Here is a 19,253-nt window from a genome sequence, read left to right on the forward strand (position 1 = left end):
CCCGAAAAAAATATACATATATATGAAAACAATCTGGCCCCGCTGAATAATTATTCCCCAGCCGTACCGCGCCCCCCCCCGCCCCCCCCGCACCCCCCCCCCCGGGCCCCACGACGTTTGTCAGGGAGCCGCGCTGGTCCCTTTGTCAGGGTGCCGCGCTGGTCCCGTCGCAGGTCAGGTGCCGAGGGTGGACTCTCTGGGGACCAGGCGGGTGGGGAGTTCGAGGGTGCCGTAGCGGCGGGTGCCGGCGATTGCGTCGAGGAGCAGTTGGGCGCTCTGACGGCCCAGTTCTTCGAGTTGGAGGTCTACTGAGGTGAGTGGGGGGCGGCTGGCTTGGGTCATGACTGGCCAGTTGTCGTAGCCGGTGACGGCGATGTCTGTGGGGACGGATCGGCCGAGTTCACGGAGGCGGTCGCAGACGCCGCGGGCTATCTGGTCGCTGCCGCAGGTGATCGCGTCGAGGTCGGGGTGGCTGCGGAGGAGTTGGTCGGTGGCTTGGCGGCCCCATTGCTCGCTCCAGTCGCCGAAGAGAACCTCGCCGGCGGCGAAGAGCGTGCCGGCATGATCGACCACCCCGCTCGCGCGCTCGGCCGCCGAGCGGTGATGAACGGGGCCGGTGACATGGGCGATCCTGGTCCGCCCGAGGCCGCGCAGGTGATCGACGACGGAGGCGGCGCCTTGCTGCTCGTCGACGATCACCGAGGTGTCGGCGCGGTCGGTCGACGCGGCAAGGGCGTAGACGACCGGTAGCGGTACGTCGATGGGCGGGCGCGGCTCGGTGCGTCTTCCGGTGACGACGATTCCGTCGACGCGGCGGGCGACGAGTGAACGCAGGTAGTGCTGCTCGCGGAGTGGGTCGTCCCGGGTGTCGCAGAGGATGGTCGCTAGTTCGCCGGCGCTGAGGACGTCCTCGACTCCGCGCATGATCGGGTTGCTGAATCTTCCCGAGCTGTCGGTGGTGAGAAGGGCGACCGTATAGGTGCGTCCTGACTGCAGCGCTCGGCCGCGGGTGTCCGGGGTGAAGCCGAGCTGGTCGGCCGCTCGGCGTACGCGTTCACGGGTGGCGGGGCTCAGCTGACCGGTGTTGTTGAGCGCTTTCGAAGCAGTGCCGACGGACACGCCTGCCAGCGCGGCAACATCCAGGATCCGCGCTACCTGCTTCGCCGGCACCGGCTTTCTGTTCGCCAATGCCTTTCCTTTCGCCGTCGGCCAACGTGCGGACGACTGTAGCAGGAAATGGCCGGAAACCCTTACAGAACAAGGGCCTGGTCTTGACGGAGGCGCGCTGTGGTCTTACGTTGTCAGGACGGAAAACGTTTGCGGTTTTTCCGTCCCCTGTGTGATGCCCCGCCCATTCACATCACGCGAAAGAGGACCTGCCATGCCTGACTCCCCTGCCGAAGGGATGCCCCGTCGTGACTTCCTCAGTCTCACTCTCGCCGCCGCCGGCCTGGCGGCCGGCATGACCGCCTCCCCAGCCAACGCCGCCGAACCTGCCGGCGCTCCCGGCGCCGCCGGCGTCGGCACGTCCGGCTCTGGCGTGGTCGGCGCGTCCGGCTCGACGGGCGGCGCTTCCGGCTCACCCGGCGTCGGCACTTCCGGCTCGGCCGTGGGTCCGCCTGCTACTCGCGGCGGGCACTACGTTCCTAACAAGGCTCCGTTGCAGCCGGTGCCGTTCCAGAAGTTGCCGCCGGGGGCGATCGAGCCGCGCGGCTGGCTGGCGCAACAGCTCGACCTGCAGGTGCGAGGACTCTGCGGCCGGTACGACGAGATCTCCGACTTCCTCGTCTACGAAACGAACGGCTGGGTCGATGCGGCGAAGGATGCCTGGGAAGAGTTGCCGTACTGGCTCCGCGGCCTCGGCGATCTCGGGTACGTGACCGGCGACCCCGCAGTACTGGCGAAGACCGAGCGATGGATCCACGGCATCATCGATACTCAGGCGCCGGACGGCTGGTTCGGGCCAGAGCGGTTGCGGACGTCGCTGGAAGGCGGGCCTGACTTCTGGCCCGGGATGCCTTTGCTGGCAGCGTTCCGGTCCTGGTACGAGTACTCCGGGGACGAGCGGGTGATCCCGTTCATGACCCGCTATCTGCAGTTCCAGAACACGCAGCCGGCCGAAGTCTTCAACCGCTCATGGGGCGCGTTCCGGTGGGGCGACAACATCGACAGCGCGTACTGGCTCTACAACCGCACCGGCGATTCCTGGCTGCTCGACCTCGTTCACAAGATGCACGCCGGATCGGCCGACTACACCGATGGCATCCCCACCTGGCACAACGTGAATCTGGCGCAGGGGTTCCGGGAACCCTTGCAGTACGGGCTTCTTGCGCGCGACGGGAAGTATCGCGCGGCGACGTACCGGAACTACGACACGATCATGGGGTTGTACGGGCAATTCCCGGGCGGCGGATTCGCCGGGGACGAGAACTCGCGGCCGGGGTTCGGCGATCCGCGGCAGGGGTTCGAGACGTGCGGGATCGTCGAGTTGATGCATACGTTCGAGATGCTCACCCGCTTCACCGGGGACACGGACTGGACCGATCGCTGTGAGGAACTCGCGTTCAACCTGCTGCCCGCGTCGTACGACCCGAGCCAGCAGGTCATGCACTACATCACCTGCGCCAACAGCGTGCAGCTTGACGACACGGTGAAGCACGGGCAGTTCCAGAACGGTTTCGCCATGCAGGCTTACAAGTACGGCGTGCATCAGTACCGCTGCTGCCCGCACAACTACGGCATGGGTTGGCCGTACTACGTGCAGGAGCTGTGGCTGGCGACGACGGACAACGGCTTGGCGGCTTCCATGTACTCCGCGAGCAAGGTGACCGCTCGGGTGGGTCCCGGGGCCGGGACCGAGGTCAGTGTCGTGCAGGAGACCGAGTATCCGTTCGACGAGACGATCACCTTTACCGTGCAGGCGCGGCACAGCACACGTTTTCCGTTTTACCTGAGGATCCCTGGCTGGGCGTCGGAGTACTCGGTGTCGGTGAACTCGGCCCGCCTCTCGACCAAGGCGCAGGGCGGCTGGGTCAAACTCGACCGGACCTGGCACCCGGGCGACCGCGTGAAGTTGGTGTTGCCGATGCGGGTCAGGACTCGACTCTGGACGGAAAATCAGAAAACGATTTCGGTGGACCGCGGTCCGCTCACCTACTCCCTCGCGATCGGCGAGCGCTACGAGGTCATCGGCGGCACCCAGCAATGGCCCGAGCTCGCTGTCTACCCGACGACCCCGTGGAACTACGGCCTGGTCGCCGGTACGCCGTACGAGGTCGTACGGCGAACTGTTCCTGCTGGGGCCAATCCGTTCACCCATCAAGGGACTCCGCTGCAGCTCAAGGCGAAGGCGCGACGGATTCCCGAGTGGGAGACCGACAGCGAGCACGTGGTCGGGCTGATGCAACCGAGTCCGGCACGATCGAACCAGCCGGTCGAGGACGTCACCTTGATTCCGATGGGTGCGGCCCGGTTGAGGATCAGCTCGTTCCCGACGGTCGATGCGCACGGCATCCAATGGCGGCGACGGACGAGGATCACTGCCTCGCATGTGAATGACGGGGACTCGCTCGAGGCGGCTGATGACGGGCGGGATCCGGGATCGTCCGCGGATCAGTCGATTCCGCGGTTCACCTGGTGGGACCGGAGAGGGACGACGGAATGGATCGAGTACGACCTACGAGAAAGCAGGGAGATCTCGAGGGCTTCGGTGTACTGGTTCGACGACACGGGTGCCGGACAGTGCCGGGTGCCCGCGACGTGGCGGGTGTTGTGGTTGGACGGAGAAACCTGGCGACCGGTCGACCAACCCACGCAGTACGGCGTACTGACTGACACCTTCAACAATGTGGAGTTCACACCCGTGTACGCCCAACGCTTCCGGGTTGAGGCTGTGCTGCGCCCGACCTTCTCAGGCGGGATCCTGAGCCTCACTTTCAGCTGAGGGGTTCGCGACTCAGGTCGGTAGAGTCTCTCGGATGGATTCAGCCAGGCACGGGCGACGCGGGCGGTGGGCCTTGTCCGGCGCGGGGATTCTGGTCCTGGCGAACCTGGTGTTGTCCTGGAGTGTGGGCGGCGAGGAGTGGACGGATTCGGCGATCTTCGGATCGCCACTCGCGGCCGCGGTGGGTCTCGGTCTCGGCTACTTGGCCGCAGTTCTTCGGGATGTTCTCCGTCGGTAGGTGGTGGGTGCATGGTTCCGCCGAGGGCAGACAGGAGGGGGCTGCGGCTGGGGGTGGGGGCGCGTAGGTTGGCCGGCATGGTGATACCGGAGAGTGCGCGTGGGGTGTTGGAGTCGGATGCGTTGGGGCATCTGGTGACGGTGAATCCGGACGGGAGTCCGCAGGTTTCGGTGATCTGGGTGGGGCTGGACGGGGACGAGATCGTCGCCGCGCATGTTCCGGAGCATCGGAAGGTGAAGAACATCCGGCGGGACGGGCGGGTGGCGCTCTCGTTCGAGACCGATCATGTGAACGAGCACGGGCTGGTCGAGTATCTGGTGATCACCGGTACGGCGCGGATCACCGAAGGTGGCGCGGTGGAGAAGCTGCGAGAGCTGGCCAAGGTGTATCTCGGACCGGATGCGGACTTCCTGCCTGGTGACGACTACCCGCCGGGATTCATCACGCACATCACCGTCGAGAAGATCGGCGGGGTCGGACCGTGGGTGGAGGGCGCATGAAGATCGGTGTGATGCTTCCGGTCGGCGACAACGAAGGGCCCGAGGGCGGCGTGCCGACCTGGGCCGACATTCGGGCGATCGCCTTGGCGGTGGAGTCGAACGGGCTGGACTCGGTGTGGCTGGCGGACCATTTCCTGTATCGACCGGGTGGGGACGATCCCCGGACGTACGGGATGCATGAGGCGTGGACGCTGCTCAGTGCGGTCGCCGCGGTGACGGAGCGGATCGAGCTCGGGACGATGGTGCTGTGTGCGTCGTTCCGGGATCCGGGGTTGACGGCGAAGATGGCGGCGGCGCTCGATGTGGTGTCGAGTGGGCGGCTGATTCTCGGGGTGGGTGCGGGATGGCACGACCCGGAGTACGAGGCGTTCGGGTTGCCGACCGATCACCGGGTCGGGCGGTTCGCGGAGTGGCTGGAGATCGTCGTACGGCTGCTGCGGAAGGAGAACTTCAGCTTCGAGGGGAAGTACCACCAGGTGCGGGACGCCGAGGTGGTGCCGGCGCCGGAGCGGGAGATCCCGATTCTGGTGGCGGCGCGGCGGCCGAAGATGCTGGAGCTGACGGCGCAGTGGGCGGACGCGTGGAACACGGCGTGGTTCGGGGCGGTGGACGAGCGGGTGAAGGAGCGGTTGGCAGAGCTGAAGGTAGCGACCGACGCGAGCGGGCGACCGGAGGACGCGGTGGCTCGGACGGTGGGGATCGTGGTGCGGGATCCGGACCAGCCGGCGATCGACGAGCCGAGCGCGACAGCCATCGACGGGACGGTCGAGGAGCTGGCGGCCGCGCTCCGCGACTACCGGGAGTTGGGTGTCGACCACCTGATCGCCGCTGTGGAGCCGGTCACACCCCGCTCCGTCGAAAGGCTGGCTGAGGCAGCCAAGTTGCTGGATTGACACGAGAAAGGCCCCGAGCGTGGCTCGGGGCCTTCTTCTTGTGTGCGGAGGCGGCGAGATTTGAACTCGCGAGAGGGGATTACCCTCAACCCGCTTAGCAGGCGGGCGCCATCGACCGGACTAGGCGACGCCTCCTCCGACGGACCCCGGCAAGGGGCTCGACGAAGAGAAAGACTATCCGGAGAACCGGGCCAGCGGCAAAGTGGGGGACGGACTGGCTGGGAGTGTCGCCCTGGCGCCCTGTAATCTGGCGAGAATCGACGGGGGTCGGGAGTCAACCGAGGAGGCAGTAGCGGCGTCTGATGTATCGAGGCCGGTCTGCAGCAGGAACGGTATCGCCGCCACGTCGTCGATCAGGGAACGGAGCCATGTCGCGGAGTACTCGCGCAGCTGGACGCAGGTCCGCGCCGAAAGGTAGCCGGTCACGTCGCAGTCACAAGGCGCACCGGGCTCGGACGGCCTCGAAGGCCATCGGGCTGACCCTGATCAGCGCCCTGATCCCCGGCTCCGGCTTCGTGATGGGCGGCCGCACCAAGCTCGGTGCGTTCATCATCACGCTCAGCGTCGGCCTGCTCGGCCTGGCGGCGTACATCGGCCTCACCCACCGCGACTCGGTCGTGGAGCTCGCGGTCGACCCGAGCCGGCTGCTGATCGCGACCGCGGTCGTCGTCCTGCTCGGCTTCTGCTGGATCTGGATCGTGGTCTCCTCGCACAAGCTGCTCCGCCCGGTCAGCGTCAGCCATGTCGGCCGGCTGGCCGGTTCCGCGTTCGTCGGGCTGATCTGCTTCGGCATCGCCGTCCCGACCACGGTCGCCGCACAGACCGTGATGGCGCAGCGCGACCTGGTCGGCAACGTCTTCCAGTCCGAGGGCAACTCCAAGAGCGCGACCCGGCCGAAGGTCAACAAGAAGGACCCCTGGGCGAACACTCCGCGACTGAACATCCTGCTGCTCGGCGCGGACGACGGCGCCGGCCGTGAGGGCACCCGCACCGACACGGTGATGGTCGCCAGCATCGACACCAAGACCGGTGACACGAAGCTGATCTCGCTGAGCCGGAACTTCATGCGGATGCCGTTCCCCGAGGACTCGCCGCTGCACAAGTACTACCCGGAAGGCTTCTGGGACCCCAGCAAGGGCAACGTGGAGCAGCCCGAGTTCTACCTGGACGCGATGTACCGGAACCTCCCGCTGGCCCACCCGGGTGTCCTCGGCCCCTCGGACAACGAGGGCGCGGACGTGCTGAAGGTGTCGGTCGGCGAGGCGATGGGCCTCAAGATCGACTACTACATGCAGGTCAACCTGCAGGGCTTCGAGCAGATCATCGACGCGCTCGGCGGGATCACCGTCAACATCAACTACAAGGTGCCGATCGGCGGCGACTACCGCGGTCCGGGTTCGGCCGACGACACGCTGCCCAGCCGCTACCTGCAGCCGGGTCCGAACCAGCACCTGAACGGGCACGACGGTCTCTGGTTCGCCCGCGGCCGGTACGGGCTGAGCGACCCGTCGCGCCAGGAGCGGCAGCGCTGCACGATCCACGCGATCGTGAACAGCGCGAACCCGACGGCGCTGGTGACGAAGTACCAGCAGATCGCCTCGGCGAGCAAGAAGCTGCTCCGCACCGACATCCCGCAGGAGATCCTGCCCGCGTTCATCGATCTCGGGATGAAGGTCAAGGGCGCGAACGTGTCCAACGTGGACCTGGACAAGAACAAGAACTTCCCGACCGGGAAGAACCCTGACTACGAGGCGATGCGCGAGATCGTCAAGAACGCGCTCGCCACCAAGACCAAGCCGGTCGCCTCGACCCCGTCCACCACGCCCACGAAGAAGCCGGGCAGCACCAAGACGACGACGGTGAAGCCCCCGGCGGGCGGCACGGAAGACCTCAACGACGCGTGCGCCTACCACCCGGCGAAGGGCTGACCTTCCCAAACCCAGGGAAGGCGCTCGGCGGGGGTGGGGACGCCTACTCGGGGGTGGGGTCAAGGCACGCCTTGTCCCGGGTCCCGGGAAGGTGTCCGGACCTGCGGGATCTGGACCGCCGGAGCGGGGAGTGGGGGGTGGGGACACCCGGTCGGGGGTGTGGCGGTGGGCGCTGAGATCCTTGGGGGATGCGTACGACGTACCGGATGCGGGCTGGGCGGTTTGTGGGGGTGCCGGCCGCGGGACTGATCATCCTCGGGGTGGCCGCGATCGTCTGGGCCGTCGGGCTGCCTGAGGTGGTGGTCGTGGTGTTCGCCACCCTGGGCGGGCTGGTCGTGCTGGGCGGTCTGTGGATTCTGGCGTTCCCGCCGATCCTGCTCCGAACGGGTGCCGAGACCGTCGCCGTACGGGGCCTGAAGACCGACTGGGACGAGATCACCGAGGTCGGGCGGGTCGACACCACCCAGGGCCCGGCGGTCGCGCTGCGGACCAAGCAGAAGGACGGGACGATCCTGGTCCCGCTCCGCTGGCTCGCCCCGGGCAAGGCGGACAAGCTCGAAGCGGACCTCCGGGACCGGCTGAACCAGGCGCACGGCTACACAATCTGGGACGGCACTGCCCCGGACGAGGCGGATCAAGCAGAATGACAAGCGATTCATCCGCTTGAACCTTGGGAGCCCGGCTGTGCTGTCGTTCGAGATGTCGTACGAGGAACTGATCGCCTACCAGGGGACCAACCCTCGGCCGGACGATTTCGACCAGTTCTGGGAGAAGGCGCTGGCCGAACTGGCCGGCACCGACCCGGAGACCGTCTTCGAGCCGGCAACGGACTTCCCGCTGCCGTTCGCGCGCGCCGAGCACCTCTACTTCAACGGCACCGGCGGCTACCGCGTCCACGCGAAAGTGATCCGCCCGACGAACCCGACCGGACCGGCCGTACTGATGTTCCACGGGTACGGCGGTGAGCAGCCGAAGTGGATCGACCTGATCCCGTACGCCGCCCGCGGGTTCACCATCGCCGCTCTGGATGTCCGCGAGCAGGTCGCCTACCGGACCCCTTCCCAGCAGCCGAACAGCTTCTCGCTGCGCAACCACCTGGTCCAAGGCCTCGACGGCGGACCGGACAGCCTGCTCTACAAGCACGTCTTCCTCGACACCCGGCGGCTGGCCGACATCATCCGCGGCCTGCCCGAGGTCGATGAGACCCGCGTCGCCACCACCGGCTGGAGCCAGGGCGGCGGGCTGAGCCTGGTCGCGGCCGCGTTGACCCCGGAGATCAAGTACACCGCGAGCGTCTTCCCGTTCCTGACCGACTACCAGCGGGCCTGGAAGCTGAACCTCGACACGGATCCGTACAACGAGATCACCACCTGGTTCCGCAAGCGCGATCCACGCCACCTGCGCGAGGACGAGGTCTTCAGCACCCTCGGCTACATCGACGTGCAGCACCTGGCGCCGCGAATCCAGGCGGAGGTCACCCTGTACGTCGGGTTGGAGGACGAGGTCTGTCCCCCGTCCACCCAGTACGCGGCGTACAACAAGCTCACCTCGGCAAAGGAGCTCCGTCTCTACCCCGACTTCGGCCACGACGACCTCCCCGGCGCCATGGACGAGATCTACCAGCAGATCGGCGCCAAACTCTGACGCCGATCTGCCGGCACCGCCCGAGCCTTTGGTAGACCCGCATCACCCGCCACCACCTGGTTGGTGAGTACTGCGCGTCCGGTAGCCTGTTTCGGCCTCATGAAAAGCACCGCTCTCAGTTGGCTTCTTTACCGGCCCAGTAGTGCCAGGCTGGAGAAGCGATTGGGGATCGGGTCAGACCGTCCGGCCAGGTGGCCGGCAGGTCATGACTCCGGGCCGCGTACAGAATCACCTCCGATGCTGCTCGGTCACCGCGCACGGTGACCCGGGCGGCCGTCTCGGCGCGCATGTCGGCCAGGTAGTGGATGGCCGGCAGGAACTCGGCGCTGAGCCGGGTGCTGAGCCGGCCGACAGGTTCGTCGTCCAGCCTGATCTCGACCACGATCCGGTTCCGCTCGGCGAACGCGTCCTCTTCCTCGACCGCGTGCATCGTGGCGTACGCCCAGCACTCTCCTTCCGGCCGGAAGAACGGCGCCAGCACGTCCGGGTGCACTTCACTGCCCGGTACGACGATCCCGCTGCCCATCGGCAGCAGCTGGTAACTCCCGGGTGGTGGCAGGTTGACCGGCACCAGCATGTGCGGCTGCCCGAGGGCGACCGCGACGCTGGCATGGAACTCGGTGCCGTCGCTCTTGCCCTCCCAGTCGGCCGGCTCCCACTCACTCACCCACAAATGGCACGGCACCTGCGGTTGCAGGCCTTGTGCCACCAACTCCGAAAGCACCGGGTGGTACCGGTGCGCGTCTTCCCTCGGCAGATAGCCGACGGTCCTGCCTTGGACCCGCACTGCGATCGAGCGCGGATCGAAACGGTTGTGCGGTTCCGGGACGAGATCCGCGTCCGTGTCCAGATCTGCTCCTCGCGCCGGGATGGGATCAGGGAACAGGCTTCGGATCGCCTGTTCGTGCGGCGCCTCCCGCACGACTTCCTGACCACACCACAGCGCGTCTCCCCACAGACTGAACGGAATCGATTCCATAGCTGCCCTCCAGTCCCCGTTGACCGGTTTACTCGGCTCATCCCGTCCAGGACCCTGGGCGTTACACCGAGTGAGCGTATGAAAACTAGACTGCCCAGTAACGGCCTGTTTCACGCCTGAAAAAAGCACCTTGTTGCGCAACCTTGTCCAAGGGTCCGTACTTTGGACCCAGCGCGTCTTGTGCAGTGAACGAAATGGTAGGAATCGTGCAGATGCACGGGAAGGAAGCACATGCAGGGCAGTAATGCAGATGCAGATTCAGCGACTGATTCGGCTCCTCGACCGGTCAACGCGGCCGCTGTCGAGGCCGCTGTCCAGCGCTTGGACGGGGTAGCACTCCGTACTCCGTTGCAGCGCAACCTGCGGTTGTCCGAGCGAATCAGTGCCGACGTGTGGCTGAAACGCGAAGACCTCCAGATCGGCCGTTCCTACAAACTGCGTGGCGCCTACAACTTGATTGCGCAGCTAGATGAGGTTTCCAAAAAAGCCGGTGTCATCTGCGCCAGTGCGGGCAATCACGGCCAAGGACTCGCGTATTCCTGTCACACGCTTGATGTGCATGGTCGCGTCTTTGTCCCCCGGACGACGCCCCGCCAGAAGCGCGACCGGATCGCCGCCCTCGGGGGCGATCAAATCCAGGTGATCGTCACCGGTGACACCTATGACGATGCGGCCGCGGCAGCGCTCGCGGAGGCGACCGAGACCGGAGCGACGCTGGTTCCGGCCTTCGACGACCCGAGAACCGTTGCGGGCCAGGGCACCGTCGCAGTGGAGCTCGTCGAGCAGCTGGGCCGGGCGCCCGACGTACTGGTGGTTCCGGTGGGTGGTGGCGGTCTGGTGGCCGGTGTGGCGACTTGGCTCGCCGCGCGGCACCCCGGCGTACGGGTTGTGGGGGTTGAGCCTGCTGGGGCGGCGAGTATGGCTGCTGCGTTGGCTGCCGGCGAGCCTGTCACTCTGCCGCAGCTGGACAGTTTTGTGGATGGCGCTGCGGTACGCCGGGTTGGTGACGCCACCTTGCCCTTGGTCGCCGCTGCTGGCGTGGAGATGTTGTCGGTGCCCGAGGGGCTGGTCTGCTCCGAGATGCTCGAGCTGTACCAGACGGACGGGATGATCGCCGAGCCCGCGGGAGCCTTGTCGACGGCGGCTCTGGGGCATGGCGTCGAGGTGCGGCCGGGCGAGACCGTGGTCTGCCTGTTGTCGGGCGGGAACAACGACGTCAGCCGGTACGGCGAGATCGTCGAGCGCTCGTTGATCTACGAGGGGCTGAAGCACTATTTCCTGGTCAGCTTCCCGCAGGAGCCCGGTGCGCTGCGGCAGTTCCTGGACGGTGTGCTTGGGCCGGATGACGACATCACGCTGTTCGAGTACGTGAAGCGCAACAATCGGGAGACCGGGGTCGCCCTGGTCGGGCTCGAGATCAGCCGGCCGGACGACCTCCCCGGTCTGCTGGACCGGATGGAGGCCGCCCCGCTCGACATCGAGCGCATCAAGCCGGACTCGGCGGAGTTCCGCTATCTGATCTAGAGCTCCTTAGGTGATCGGGAGGGACCACACGTCCGCCAGCGACGGGTCGTAGCCGGACGCTGTGTCGTTGTGTTGGATGCGGACACGGACGGTGGAGCCGGTCAGTAGGGCTGGGTTGTCGACGACGAGTTGGTACGTCGAGAGGCCGGCGCCGGGTTTATTCATGACGCGATGGTGGACGGGGGTGCCGTTGACGATGACCTGGTAGTCCTTCACCTGGGCATGGTCGTAGGTCTCTACGAGTCTTAGCGCGAACGGCTGTCCGGCTGTGATGTTGAGGTTGAACTCGAACCAGGAGCCGGGGATGTTCATCCCGGCGTACCGTCTGGTCCGCTCGGCTTCGACGCTGGTTCCCGATGATGCCGCAGCAGTCAACGTATGAGCTGACTCCGATCCTTCGTCGCCAAGATCCACGTAATCGATGGCGTTGGCCGGGGTCAGCGACTGCGTCACCGTGAACGGCACGCGCGCCGAGGCGAGCTCACCCTGTGCATCGACGAAGCGGGCGGTGAGATCGACCGGTGCAGCGTTCCCGGCCAAGGGTGTGTTGACCGGGACGCTCAGGGTCCGCTCGGCGCCTGCCGCCAAGGTGATTTCGGTCGGAGCCGGGGTCGCCCAGCCGGTCGGCGTACCGATCTCGAGGCGGCCGGTGATCGCTGTACTCGATTGATTGCGGACTACCGCAGAGACCGTTGTGGTGGTGCCGGGTTCGCCCTCTGCTGGTGCGGCTGCGGCCGAGGTGAGGACGATCGGCGGCGGCTTCACGGTGAACTTGTAGGTGCCCGAGGCAACGGTCATCGCGACCGTGGATCCTTCGTCGACGACCCCGGAGACGTGGTCGGCCTGGCTCAGTGCCTTGCCGCTTTCCGTGATCAGGCTGGGGTTGAGTGCTGGGATCCTGACCGTTGCCGTGGTGTTGCCGGGCACCGTCACTTCGAGGGTCAGCCCGCCTTCGGCGGTTTGCTGCCACTTGCTCGCCACGCGTCCGTACCTCGTTCGGAGGCCGAAGTCGGCGGTGGTGATTCCGTTGCCGGGGACCGGGGCGATCAGCGATTTGTGGTAGCCCGGTTCGGCTGCGGAGACGCCGGCGAGCGTGCGATACATCCATTCGCCGACCGCGCCGTACGCGTAGTGGTTGAAGGAGTTCATGCCGACGTCGTTGAAGGTTCCGTCGGGGTTGATCGAGTTCCAGCGCTCCCAGACGGTGGTCGCGCCCTTGCCGATCTCGTAGCCCCAGGAGGGGTACGACGTGTTCTGTAGGAGCTGGTAGGCGAGGTCGGAGCGACCTATCTTGGTGAGCACCGGGAGCAGTCCGTCGACGCCGAGGAAACCGGTCGACAGGTGGGTGTCGCGGCGCAGGATCGTGTTCGCGAAGTGCTGACCGGCCGCGGCTGTTCGGTCCGCCGGGATGAGGTCGCTGGTGAAGGCGAGGATGTAGCCGGTCTGGCTGTCCGAACCGACCTTGCCGTCGGCCGCGACGAACCTTGCGATGAAGGCGTTCCGGACATCGTCGTACAGCTTCTGGTACTTCGTGGCGTCGGCCGTGTTCCCGATCGCGGCCGCCATCTGGCTGAGCTGACGGGCGCCCTTGGCAACGAACGCCGTACCGATCAGCTCTGTCGGTGTCGGATCGTCGAGGTTGAGCCAGTCGTTGTAGTCACCGCCGCCGCGGATGAAGTTGGTCGAGCTGGCCGCGAGATAGTCGACGTACCGGCGCATCGAGTCGTAGTGCTGGCGGATCACTGCGGTGTCGCCGTAGGCCTGCCAGAGCGTCCAAGGCACGTTCACCCCGGCGTCGGCCCAGCCTGCGTTTCCGAGTCCGCCGTCGAAGGAGTTCGGCACGGTCGGAGCAACGCTTGCGTAGGCGCCGGCTGCGTTCTGCGAGTCGCGGAGGTCCTGGAGCCATTTGGTGAGGAAGGCCTGCGAGTCCAGGTTGTAGACGGCCGTCCGGGCGAACACGTTGATGTCACCGGTCCAGCCCATCCGCTCGTCGCGGGCCGGGGTGTCGGTCGGGATCGAGAGGAAGTTTCCGCGCTGGCCCCAGACGATGTTGCTGTGCAGCTTGTTCACCAGTGCGGAGTTGGTGGTGAAGGTGGTGGTCTGGGCGCCGTCGGTGCCCATCACCACGCCGGTGACCGCCGAGGCTGGTGGAGCTGTGGCGAGGCCGCTCAGCTCGATGTAGCGGAAACCGTGGAAAGTGAACCGCGGCCGGTAGGTTTCCGGGCCGGTGGTCGCGAAGGTGTAGCGGTCGGTGGCCTTCGCCGAGCGGAGGTTGTCGGTGTAGAGGGTGCCGTCGGGGTTCAGCACCTCGCCGTACCGGATCTTCACTGTCTGGCCGGGGGTGCCGGTCAGGGTGAGTTTGGAGACGCCGACCATGTTCTGGCCGAGGTCGTAGAGGTAGACGCCGGGCGTCGGGGATGCGATCGCCTTGGCTTGTAGTTGCTGGGTCACTCGCACTGGTTGGTCGGTCTGCGGCTCGAGCTTGTCGGTCGCGCTCGGCCGGATCTGCACGGGCGACCAGGCGGTCGGCGTACGGCCTGCGTCGTAGGACTCGCCGTTGAGGAGATCAGCGGTCTGTACTGCGCCTGGTGCGGTCTGCCAGCTGGAGTCGGTAGCGAAAACGTTTTCCGTGCCGTCGTCGTACTTGACCCGGAGTTGCGCGGTGAAGGCGGTCTGGTTGCCGTACTTGTTGGGGCCGAACATCGCCACGTTGCCGGCGAACCAGCCGTTCGCGACCTCGGCGCCGATTGTGTTCGCACCGGACTTGAGGAGGCTGGTGACGTCGTACGCCTGGGTCTGGATCCGGTGGTTGTAGTCCGTCCAGCCCGGGGCGAGTTCCTGGTCGCCGACCTTCTTGCCGTTGAGGCTGAGCTCGTAGATTCCCTGGGCGGCGCCGTACATCCGGGCCATGGTGATCTTCTTTGCCTTTGGCAACGAGATGACCTTGCGGAAAACCGGAATCGCCTTTCCGGGCAGCATCAGGTCGGTGTTTCCTTTGACCTGCAGGCCGTTGGTCGTCAGCGTTCCGTCGGGGAAGGTCTGGTCGCCGGGCGCGAAGGCGGTATCGACGAGGACCTGGCCGGATGCGCTGGTGACCTTGAGGTTGTGGACCACGCCTTCCTCGGCACCGTTGGTCCGGAAGCCGACCAGACCGGGCTGGTTCTGGTCGGACCGCTGGCGCTGGTCGACCTGGGTACCGTCGATCGAGGTGGTGATGGTTTGGCCGGCGATGGTGATCCGCAGGTGGTGTTGCTGCTTGAGATTGACGTTCAGCGGGATCTCGGCGAGGACGGAGTAGTTGCCGTTGGCATCTCGGACGTGCGGTCGCAGGAGCGGGTGATCATCGGTCAGCTGGTTGAGCTGCCACATGTACGCCGCTGCGCCGCGAGAGCGGAAGAAGATGCCGAGCGCGTCCTTGGTCAGCGTCAGGTCGGTGTCGATCGTGTAGTCGGTCCACTCTGCACCTGGCTGGTTGTCGGCGCCGATCCAGTCGCCACGCCAGTCCGACGGTTGCAGCGCACCGGTCTCGAAGGTCGCAACCGGAGCCCAGCTGGACGCAGTACCGGTGTCGTCCCAGACGCGAACAGTCCAGTAGTAGGCTTTGTACGGCGTGAGTGCGGGGCCGCCGTAGGTGACGTCCACCGAGCGATCGGATGCGACGACGCCGCTGTTCCAGATGTCGGGCTTTGCGGTCTTGGCCGCAGTCGAGGCGACGTGGATCTCGTAGCGGGTCTGGGTGGTGCCACGACGGGCGCCGTCGAGCTGCCAGCTGAGTCTCGGCGCTGCGGCTGGGATGCCGAGTGGGTTGGTGAGGCTGTTGGTCTTCAGGTTCGAGACCTCGGCACACGCCATTCCCGGCGGTGCGGCAGTGGCCGGCAGCAACGGTGTCACCAGGACAACGGCTGCCAGCAAACAGGTCAAACGAGAGCGAAGAGACATGGGCGGAACTCCTCACAGAGATGGGCGGTTCTGCAGGGGTGCTTCAGAGCAGTGGGATGAGAGCAGGCACGGCTGAGGCCGCGGCGAGGTGGGCTGGGGGTGGGGTGGTGGGCGCGGGGTGGGTGTGAAAGCGGAGTTGGGTGAGGTGGGGGACTAGAGGAGGCCTCGGCGGGCGGCCCAGACAATTGCCTCTACGGCGGTGCCGAAGCCGAGGCGGTCGCAGGCGGCGCGGGTGCGGCGGCGGACGGTGCGTTCGGACAGGTCGAGGCGGCGGGCGACCGCGTCGACGGGGAGGCCTGTGGCCAGCAAGCGGAGCAGCTGCAGGTCGTCGTGGGAGATCTCGCGGTGCACGGTGCGACTGCGCGGGAACGTTTCGTGCTGCAGAACGGTCATGGTGATCCTCCGAACACCCGGGACTCGGCGGCGTCCCAGTCGGCCGGTTTGCCTTGCGGCTCATACCGCCGCAACTCATGGGTGGCGCGAACCAGCGCGCGCATCGCGGTCAGATCCGGCAGTGGCGCACCGAGCGCGCGTGCCTGCACCAGCACGTTTCCCAGCGCGGATGCCTCGACCGGACCCGCCAGCACGGGAAGCCCGCAGGCGTCCGCGGTCAGCTGGCAGAGAAGTTCGTTCTGCGATCCCCCGCCGATCACGTGGACGACTTCGACTTCACGCTCGGCGATCTGCTGGGCGAGCCGCAACGTCCGGCGATAGGCCAGCGCGAGACTCTCCAGCACACAACGCGCCATCGCTCCACGCGAGGTGGGCGCATCTGGACCGCAGTACTCGCTGATCCTCCGCACCATGTTGCCTGGAGCAAGGAATGTCGGATCGTCCGGATCAATCAGTACTGCGAACGCCGGTGCCGCGGCTGCTTCGGCAAGCACCCGCTCCAGGTCTGTGTCCCACTCCCGCAAACACTCCTGCAGGATCCACAACCCCATCACGTTCTTGAGAAACCGGATCGTCCCATCAACCCCACCTTCATTGGTGAAGTTCGCCAGCCGCGCCTCCTCGGTGAGAACCGGTTCGGCAAGCTCCAGGCCGACCAACGACCAGGTCCCCGAGGAGATGTACGCAAACCGATCATCAACCGCAGGCACCGCAACAACCGAAGACGCCGTGTCATGCGACCCCACCGCAATCACCGGCGTCCCGGCGAGGGCGGCGGGAGCCGGGATCACCGCAGAGATGGAGGAAGCGAAGGTCGCGGGCTCAGGTGTCCCCGCCGGCGTCGCGGGCGCAGGTGTCCCCGCGGGGGTCGCGGGCGCAGGTGTCCCCGCGGGGGTCGCGGACGTAAGTGCCCCATCCGAGGTCGCGTGCGCAGGTGTCCCCGACGGGGTCGCGGGCGCAGGTGTCCCCGCGGGGGTCGCGGACGTAGGTGCCCCATCCGAGGTCGCGGGGGCAGGTGCCCCGGCCGGCATCACGGAAGCGGACGTCCCATCCGGGGTCGCGGGAGCAGATGCCACCTCGGGGGTGGCGGGGGCGGGTGTGTTCTGTGGGGTGGGGGTGGGTGGGGCTAGTTCGGCGGCGACGGTGGGGAGGAGGGGGCCGATCAGGTGGCCTGGTTGGTGGATGGGGGGAAGGAGGGTCGCGGGGATGTCCAGGCGGGTGGTTAGGGCGGTGCTCCAGGTTTGGTGGTGGAGGTCGTAGAGCTGGGTGGTGGAGGCGTTGGTGGCTTCGGCGCCGATGGAGCCGGTTAGCCAGTAGGTGAGGAGGTCGGGGATCAGGAGGAGGGTGGTCGCCTGGGGAAGGAGGGGTTCGGCGGCTAGCTGGTAGAGGGTGTTGAAGGGGAGGTGCTGGAGGCCGGTGATGGTGTAGAGGTCGGCCTCGGAAATCTTCCGGCGAACGTTTTCTGTTTTTCCGGTGGTGCGGGAGTCGCGGTAGTGGACGGGGTTGCCGAGGAGCTTGCCGTTGGCATCTAGGAGTCCGTAGTCGACTGCCCAGGAGTCGATGCCTATGCCGTCGACAGGTCCGGCTTTGGCGAGGCCGGTGAGCATCTCGCGGTAGAGGTGCAGGATGTCCCAGTAGAGGGTGCCGGCAACCTCCACCGGTCCGTTCCAGAAGCGGTGGACCTCGGTCAGCTCCAGGACCGCAGGACCTACCTCGCCGACCATTACGCGCCCGCTCGAGGCGCCGAGGTCTACTGCTGCCAGCCTGAGATTCATCCGCGTCTCCTCTCCATCGTCCGGTCCGCTCAACGCGGCGCGACGACCCTGAGGTCGAGGTGGAGGAGATCGGCGACGGCTTCGAGGTTCTTCACCTGGTGGCTGGTGCCGAGCGCCCAGTGGTGGGCTACTCCTGAAGCAGACCAGGCGTCGGTCCACTCACCCGGGTCGCAGCCGAAATCGACGCGCGAGGTGGTGTTGCCGATCTGCAGCAGCGGCCCCGGTACGACGGTTCCCTCGGAGGCGATCAGCCGGAAGGTCCCGTCCCGGAGTTGTCCGAGACCGAGCGTCGTCACCGGCCCATGCTTGACGTCGAACTCCACGGAAACTCCCCACCCACGTTTTCCGTGGTAGACGCCCAGCCCGCGCAGCAACGGCTTGGCCGAGCTGATCGCGAGGTGCGCCGGTCCGTCGTGACCCATCTCGACCACGTTGTCGTGGAAGTTCAGCGCCTGCAGTTCGGTGAACGAGCCGCCACCGCCGAGCTTGTCCATCACCAGCATCGCGAGTGACGTCCGCAGCTCGTACTCCCCCGCGGCCGGCACACCCCGAGCAGTCAGCAAAGAAGCACCGAGGATCATCCCCGCCGCGACCCGTTCGTGCGTCTCGCCGTCCAGGCCACGGTGGTAGTAGGCAAGCGTGTCGAGCTGGAAGTCCTCGACCAGCCGATCGAGCGCGACCGAGACCCGAGCACCCCACCGGAAGTCGTCCTCGACCACCGAGTCGTCCAGCGTGAAGATCTCCCGGGCGACCTTCATCCGCTCGTCGGTCTCCGCATCGGTGACCTTCTCCACCCGAACCCGCAGGTCGTCGATCTCGAGGATCTCGACATGCCCGCCGAGCTGCGCGGAGACCAGCGTCGGATCGGTGATCACGTCCATCATCCCGGGATACAGATGCCCGAGCAGACCGTGGCGTCCATGCCGAAGAGCAGCCCGTACGCCGGCCGCTCGCACCCAGCGCCCGATCCGGTCCCAGGCGCGCTCGTCCTCGACGTACCCGGAGACCGACCGGAAGTCGATCCCGCAGCGCTCGAAGGCGTTCGCCATCTCGGGCAGCGGGCAGGCACCGCAGTACGCAAGCCACGCACCGGTGTCGAACGTCGTGTGATCCATCGACTCGGTCGGCTGCAGGTTGAGCAGCAGCACGGGCGCACCGCTGCGTTGCGCGACCGGGACGAGCATCGACGCCGTCATGTACGTCGTCAGGAAGCCGACGATCAGGTCGCAGTCCGCAACCCGGAGCTTCTCCGCAGCCGCAGCGCCTTCCTGAGCATCAGAGATAAAGCCGACGTCGATAACCTCGCAGTCCAGCTCCTGAAACCGCTCCGACACCCGTCGCGCCGACGCCTGCAACTGCGGAAGCAGGTCAGGGAACTGAGGCCAGTACGCGCCAAGCCCGCCGGCCACCAGACCGATCCGGGTCTTACGCGGCTCGACCCACGGCAGCAACCCGCCACCGTCAACTGAGCGACTGGGATCAGTGCTCCACACAACA

The 19,253-nt window shown here is 66.7% G+C and carries 14 protein-coding genes and 1 tRNA gene; 8 read left to right on the plus strand and 7 right to left on the minus strand.

Going from position 1 to position 19,253, the window contains the following annotated elements; all coding sequences use genetic code 11:
* Positions 1 to 174 precede the first annotated feature (174 nt).
* Positions 175 to 1,188 (minus strand): LacI family DNA-binding transcriptional regulator, encoded by a 1,014-nt coding sequence (locus ABZ004_RS19345; protein WP_355681256.1) that lies wholly within the window; start codon positions 1,186 to 1,188, stop codon positions 175 to 177.
* Positions 1,189 to 1,381: 193 nt separating this feature from the next.
* On the opposite strand from ABZ004_RS19345, the gene ABZ004_RS19350 reads away from it, so the two are divergent.
* From ABZ004_RS19350 to ABZ004_RS19365, 4 genes are all read left to right on the plus strand, one after another.
* Positions 1,382 to 3,943 carry a beta-L-arabinofuranosidase domain-containing protein gene (locus ABZ004_RS19350; protein ID WP_355681257.1) on the plus strand — a complete coding sequence of 854 codons (2,562 nt, stop codon included), beginning with the start codon at positions 1,382 to 1,384 and terminating at the stop codon, positions 3,941 to 3,943.
* A gap of 34 nt (positions 3,944 to 3,977) precedes the next feature.
* Positions 3,978 to 4,181 carry a hypothetical protein gene (locus tag ABZ004_RS19355; protein WP_355681258.1) on the plus strand — a complete coding sequence of 68 codons (204 nt, stop codon included), beginning with the start codon at positions 3,978 to 3,980 and terminating at the stop codon, positions 4,179 to 4,181.
* 77 nt (positions 4,182 to 4,258) lie between these two features.
* Positions 4,259 to 4,681, plus strand: a complete 423-nt coding sequence (locus ABZ004_RS19360) for a PPOX class F420-dependent oxidoreductase (protein WP_355681259.1) — start codon at positions 4,259 to 4,261, stop codon at positions 4,679 to 4,681.
* Positions 4,678 to 5,574, plus strand: a complete 897-nt coding sequence (locus tag ABZ004_RS19365) for an LLM class flavin-dependent oxidoreductase (protein WP_355681260.1) — start codon at positions 4,678 to 4,680, stop codon at positions 5,572 to 5,574. Before ABZ004_RS19360 ends, ABZ004_RS19365 begins: the two co-directional genes overlap by 4 nt.
* A gap of 45 nt (positions 5,575 to 5,619) precedes the next feature.
* On the opposite strand, the gene ABZ004_RS19370 is transcribed toward ABZ004_RS19365, so the two are convergent.
* Positions 5,620 to 5,709: transfer RNA gene (locus ABZ004_RS19370), tRNA-Ser, on the minus strand.
* A gap of 233 nt (positions 5,710 to 5,942) precedes the next feature.
* Here ABZ004_RS19370 and ABZ004_RS19375 point away from each other — a divergent pair.
* The 3 genes from ABZ004_RS19375 (at position 5,943) to ABZ004_RS19385 (ending at position 9,146) form a co-directional block, all read left to right on the plus strand.
* A complete protein-coding gene (locus ABZ004_RS19375; RefSeq protein WP_355681261.1) occupies positions 5,943 to 7,502 on the plus strand; it encodes an LCP family protein in 1,560 nt (519 codons plus the stop codon).
* A 188-nt stretch (positions 7,503 to 7,690) separates the two neighbouring features.
* The gene (locus ABZ004_RS19380) at positions 7,691 to 8,149 is read left to right on the plus strand and encodes a hypothetical protein (protein WP_355681262.1); all 459 of its coding nucleotides are present in this window, start codon (positions 7,691 to 7,693) and stop codon (positions 8,147 to 8,149) included.
* 37 nt (positions 8,150 to 8,186) lie between these two features.
* On the plus strand, positions 8,187 to 9,146 hold the full coding sequence (locus ABZ004_RS19385; RefSeq protein ID WP_355681263.1) for an alpha/beta fold hydrolase: 960 nt from the start codon (positions 8,187 to 8,189) through the stop codon (positions 9,144 to 9,146).
* A 115-nt stretch (positions 9,147 to 9,261) separates the two neighbouring features.
* Here the strand turns inward: ABZ004_RS19385 and ABZ004_RS19390 are convergent, their stop codons facing one another.
* The gene (locus ABZ004_RS19390) at positions 9,262 to 10,125 is read right to left on the minus strand and encodes a hypothetical protein (RefSeq protein ID WP_355681264.1); all 864 of its coding nucleotides are present in this window, start codon (positions 10,123 to 10,125) and stop codon (positions 9,262 to 9,264) included.
* Between the two features lie 231 nt (positions 10,126 to 10,356).
* Between ABZ004_RS19390 and ilvA the strand changes: the two genes are divergently transcribed.
* Complete coding sequence (gene ilvA, locus ABZ004_RS19395) at positions 10,357 to 11,649, plus strand: threonine ammonia-lyase IlvA (protein WP_355681266.1); 1,293 nt, start codon at positions 10,357 to 10,359, stop codon at positions 11,647 to 11,649.
* A 6-nt stretch (positions 11,650 to 11,655) separates the two neighbouring features.
* Here ilvA and ABZ004_RS19400 read toward each other — a convergent pair whose 3' ends face one another.
* The 4 genes from ABZ004_RS19400 to ABZ004_RS19415 all read right to left on the minus strand — a co-directional run bounded on the left by ABZ004_RS19400 (position 11,656) and on the right by ABZ004_RS19415 (position 19,249).
* A complete protein-coding gene (locus ABZ004_RS19400) occupies positions 11,656 to 15,588 on the minus strand; it encodes a family 78 glycoside hydrolase catalytic domain (RefSeq protein WP_355681267.1) in 3,933 nt (1,310 codons plus the stop codon).
* A 153-nt stretch (positions 15,589 to 15,741) separates the two neighbouring features.
* Positions 15,742 to 15,981: a LuxR C-terminal-related transcriptional regulator gene (locus ABZ004_RS19405; RefSeq protein WP_355681269.1), complete on the minus strand. Its 240-nt coding sequence runs from the start codon at positions 15,979 to 15,981 to the stop codon at positions 15,742 to 15,744.
* The gene (locus ABZ004_RS19410) at positions 15,978 to 17,756 is read right to left on the minus strand and encodes an FGGY-family carbohydrate kinase (RefSeq protein ID WP_355681271.1); all 1,779 of its coding nucleotides are present in this window, start codon (positions 17,754 to 17,756) and stop codon (positions 15,978 to 15,980) included. The genes ABZ004_RS19405 and ABZ004_RS19410 overlap by 4 nt, the downstream gene beginning before the upstream one ends.
* Positions 17,757 to 17,785: 29 nt before the next feature.
* On the minus strand, positions 17,786 to 19,249 hold the full coding sequence (locus ABZ004_RS19415) for an L-fucose/L-arabinose isomerase family protein (protein WP_355681273.1): 1,464 nt from the start codon (positions 19,247 to 19,249) through the stop codon (positions 17,786 to 17,788).
* Positions 19,250 to 19,253: the final 4 nt, after the last annotated feature.

The organism is Kribbella sp. NPDC006257 (assembly GCF_040613535.1).
GTDB lineage: Bacteria > Actinomycetota > Actinomycetes > Propionibacteriales > Kribbellaceae > Kribbella.

Coding starts and splice junctions, on each gene's coding strand:
- ABZ004_RS19350 (WP_355681257.1), top strand. CDS start 1,382: ATGCCTGACTCCCCTGCCGAAGGGATGCCCCGTCGTGACTTCCTCAGT.
- ABZ004_RS19355 (WP_355681258.1), top strand. CDS start 3,978: ATGGATTCAGCCAGGCACGGGCGACGCGGGCGGTGGGCCTTGTCCGGC.
- ABZ004_RS19360 (WP_355681259.1), top strand. CDS start 4,259: ATGGTGATACCGGAGAGTGCGCGTGGGGTGTTGGAGTCGGATGCGTTG.
- ABZ004_RS19365 (WP_355681260.1), top strand. CDS start 4,678: ATGAAGATCGGTGTGATGCTTCCGGTCGGCGACAACGAAGGGCCCGAG.
- ABZ004_RS19375 (WP_355681261.1), top strand. CDS start 5,943: ATGTCGCGGAGTACTCGCGCAGCTGGACGCAGGTCCGCGCCGAAAGGT.
- ABZ004_RS19380 (WP_355681262.1), top strand. CDS start 7,691: ATGCGTACGACGTACCGGATGCGGGCTGGGCGGTTTGTGGGGGTGCCG.
- ABZ004_RS19390 (WP_355681264.1), bottom strand. CDS start 10,125: ATGGAATCGATTCCGTTCAGTCTGTGGGGAGACGCGCTGTGGTGTGGT.
- ilvA (WP_355681266.1), top strand. CDS start 10,357: ATGCAGGGCAGTAATGCAGATGCAGATTCAGCGACTGATTCGGCTCCT.
- ABZ004_RS19400 (WP_355681267.1), bottom strand. CDS start 15,588: ATGTCTCTTCGCTCTCGTTTGACCTGTTTGCTGGCAGCCGTTGTCCTG.
- ABZ004_RS19405 (WP_355681269.1), bottom strand. CDS start 15,981: ATGACCGTTCTGCAGCACGAAACGTTCCCGCGCAGTCGCACCGTGCAC.
- ABZ004_RS19410 (WP_355681271.1), bottom strand. CDS start 17,756: ATGAATCTCAGGCTGGCAGCAGTAGACCTCGGCGCCTCGAGCGGGCGC.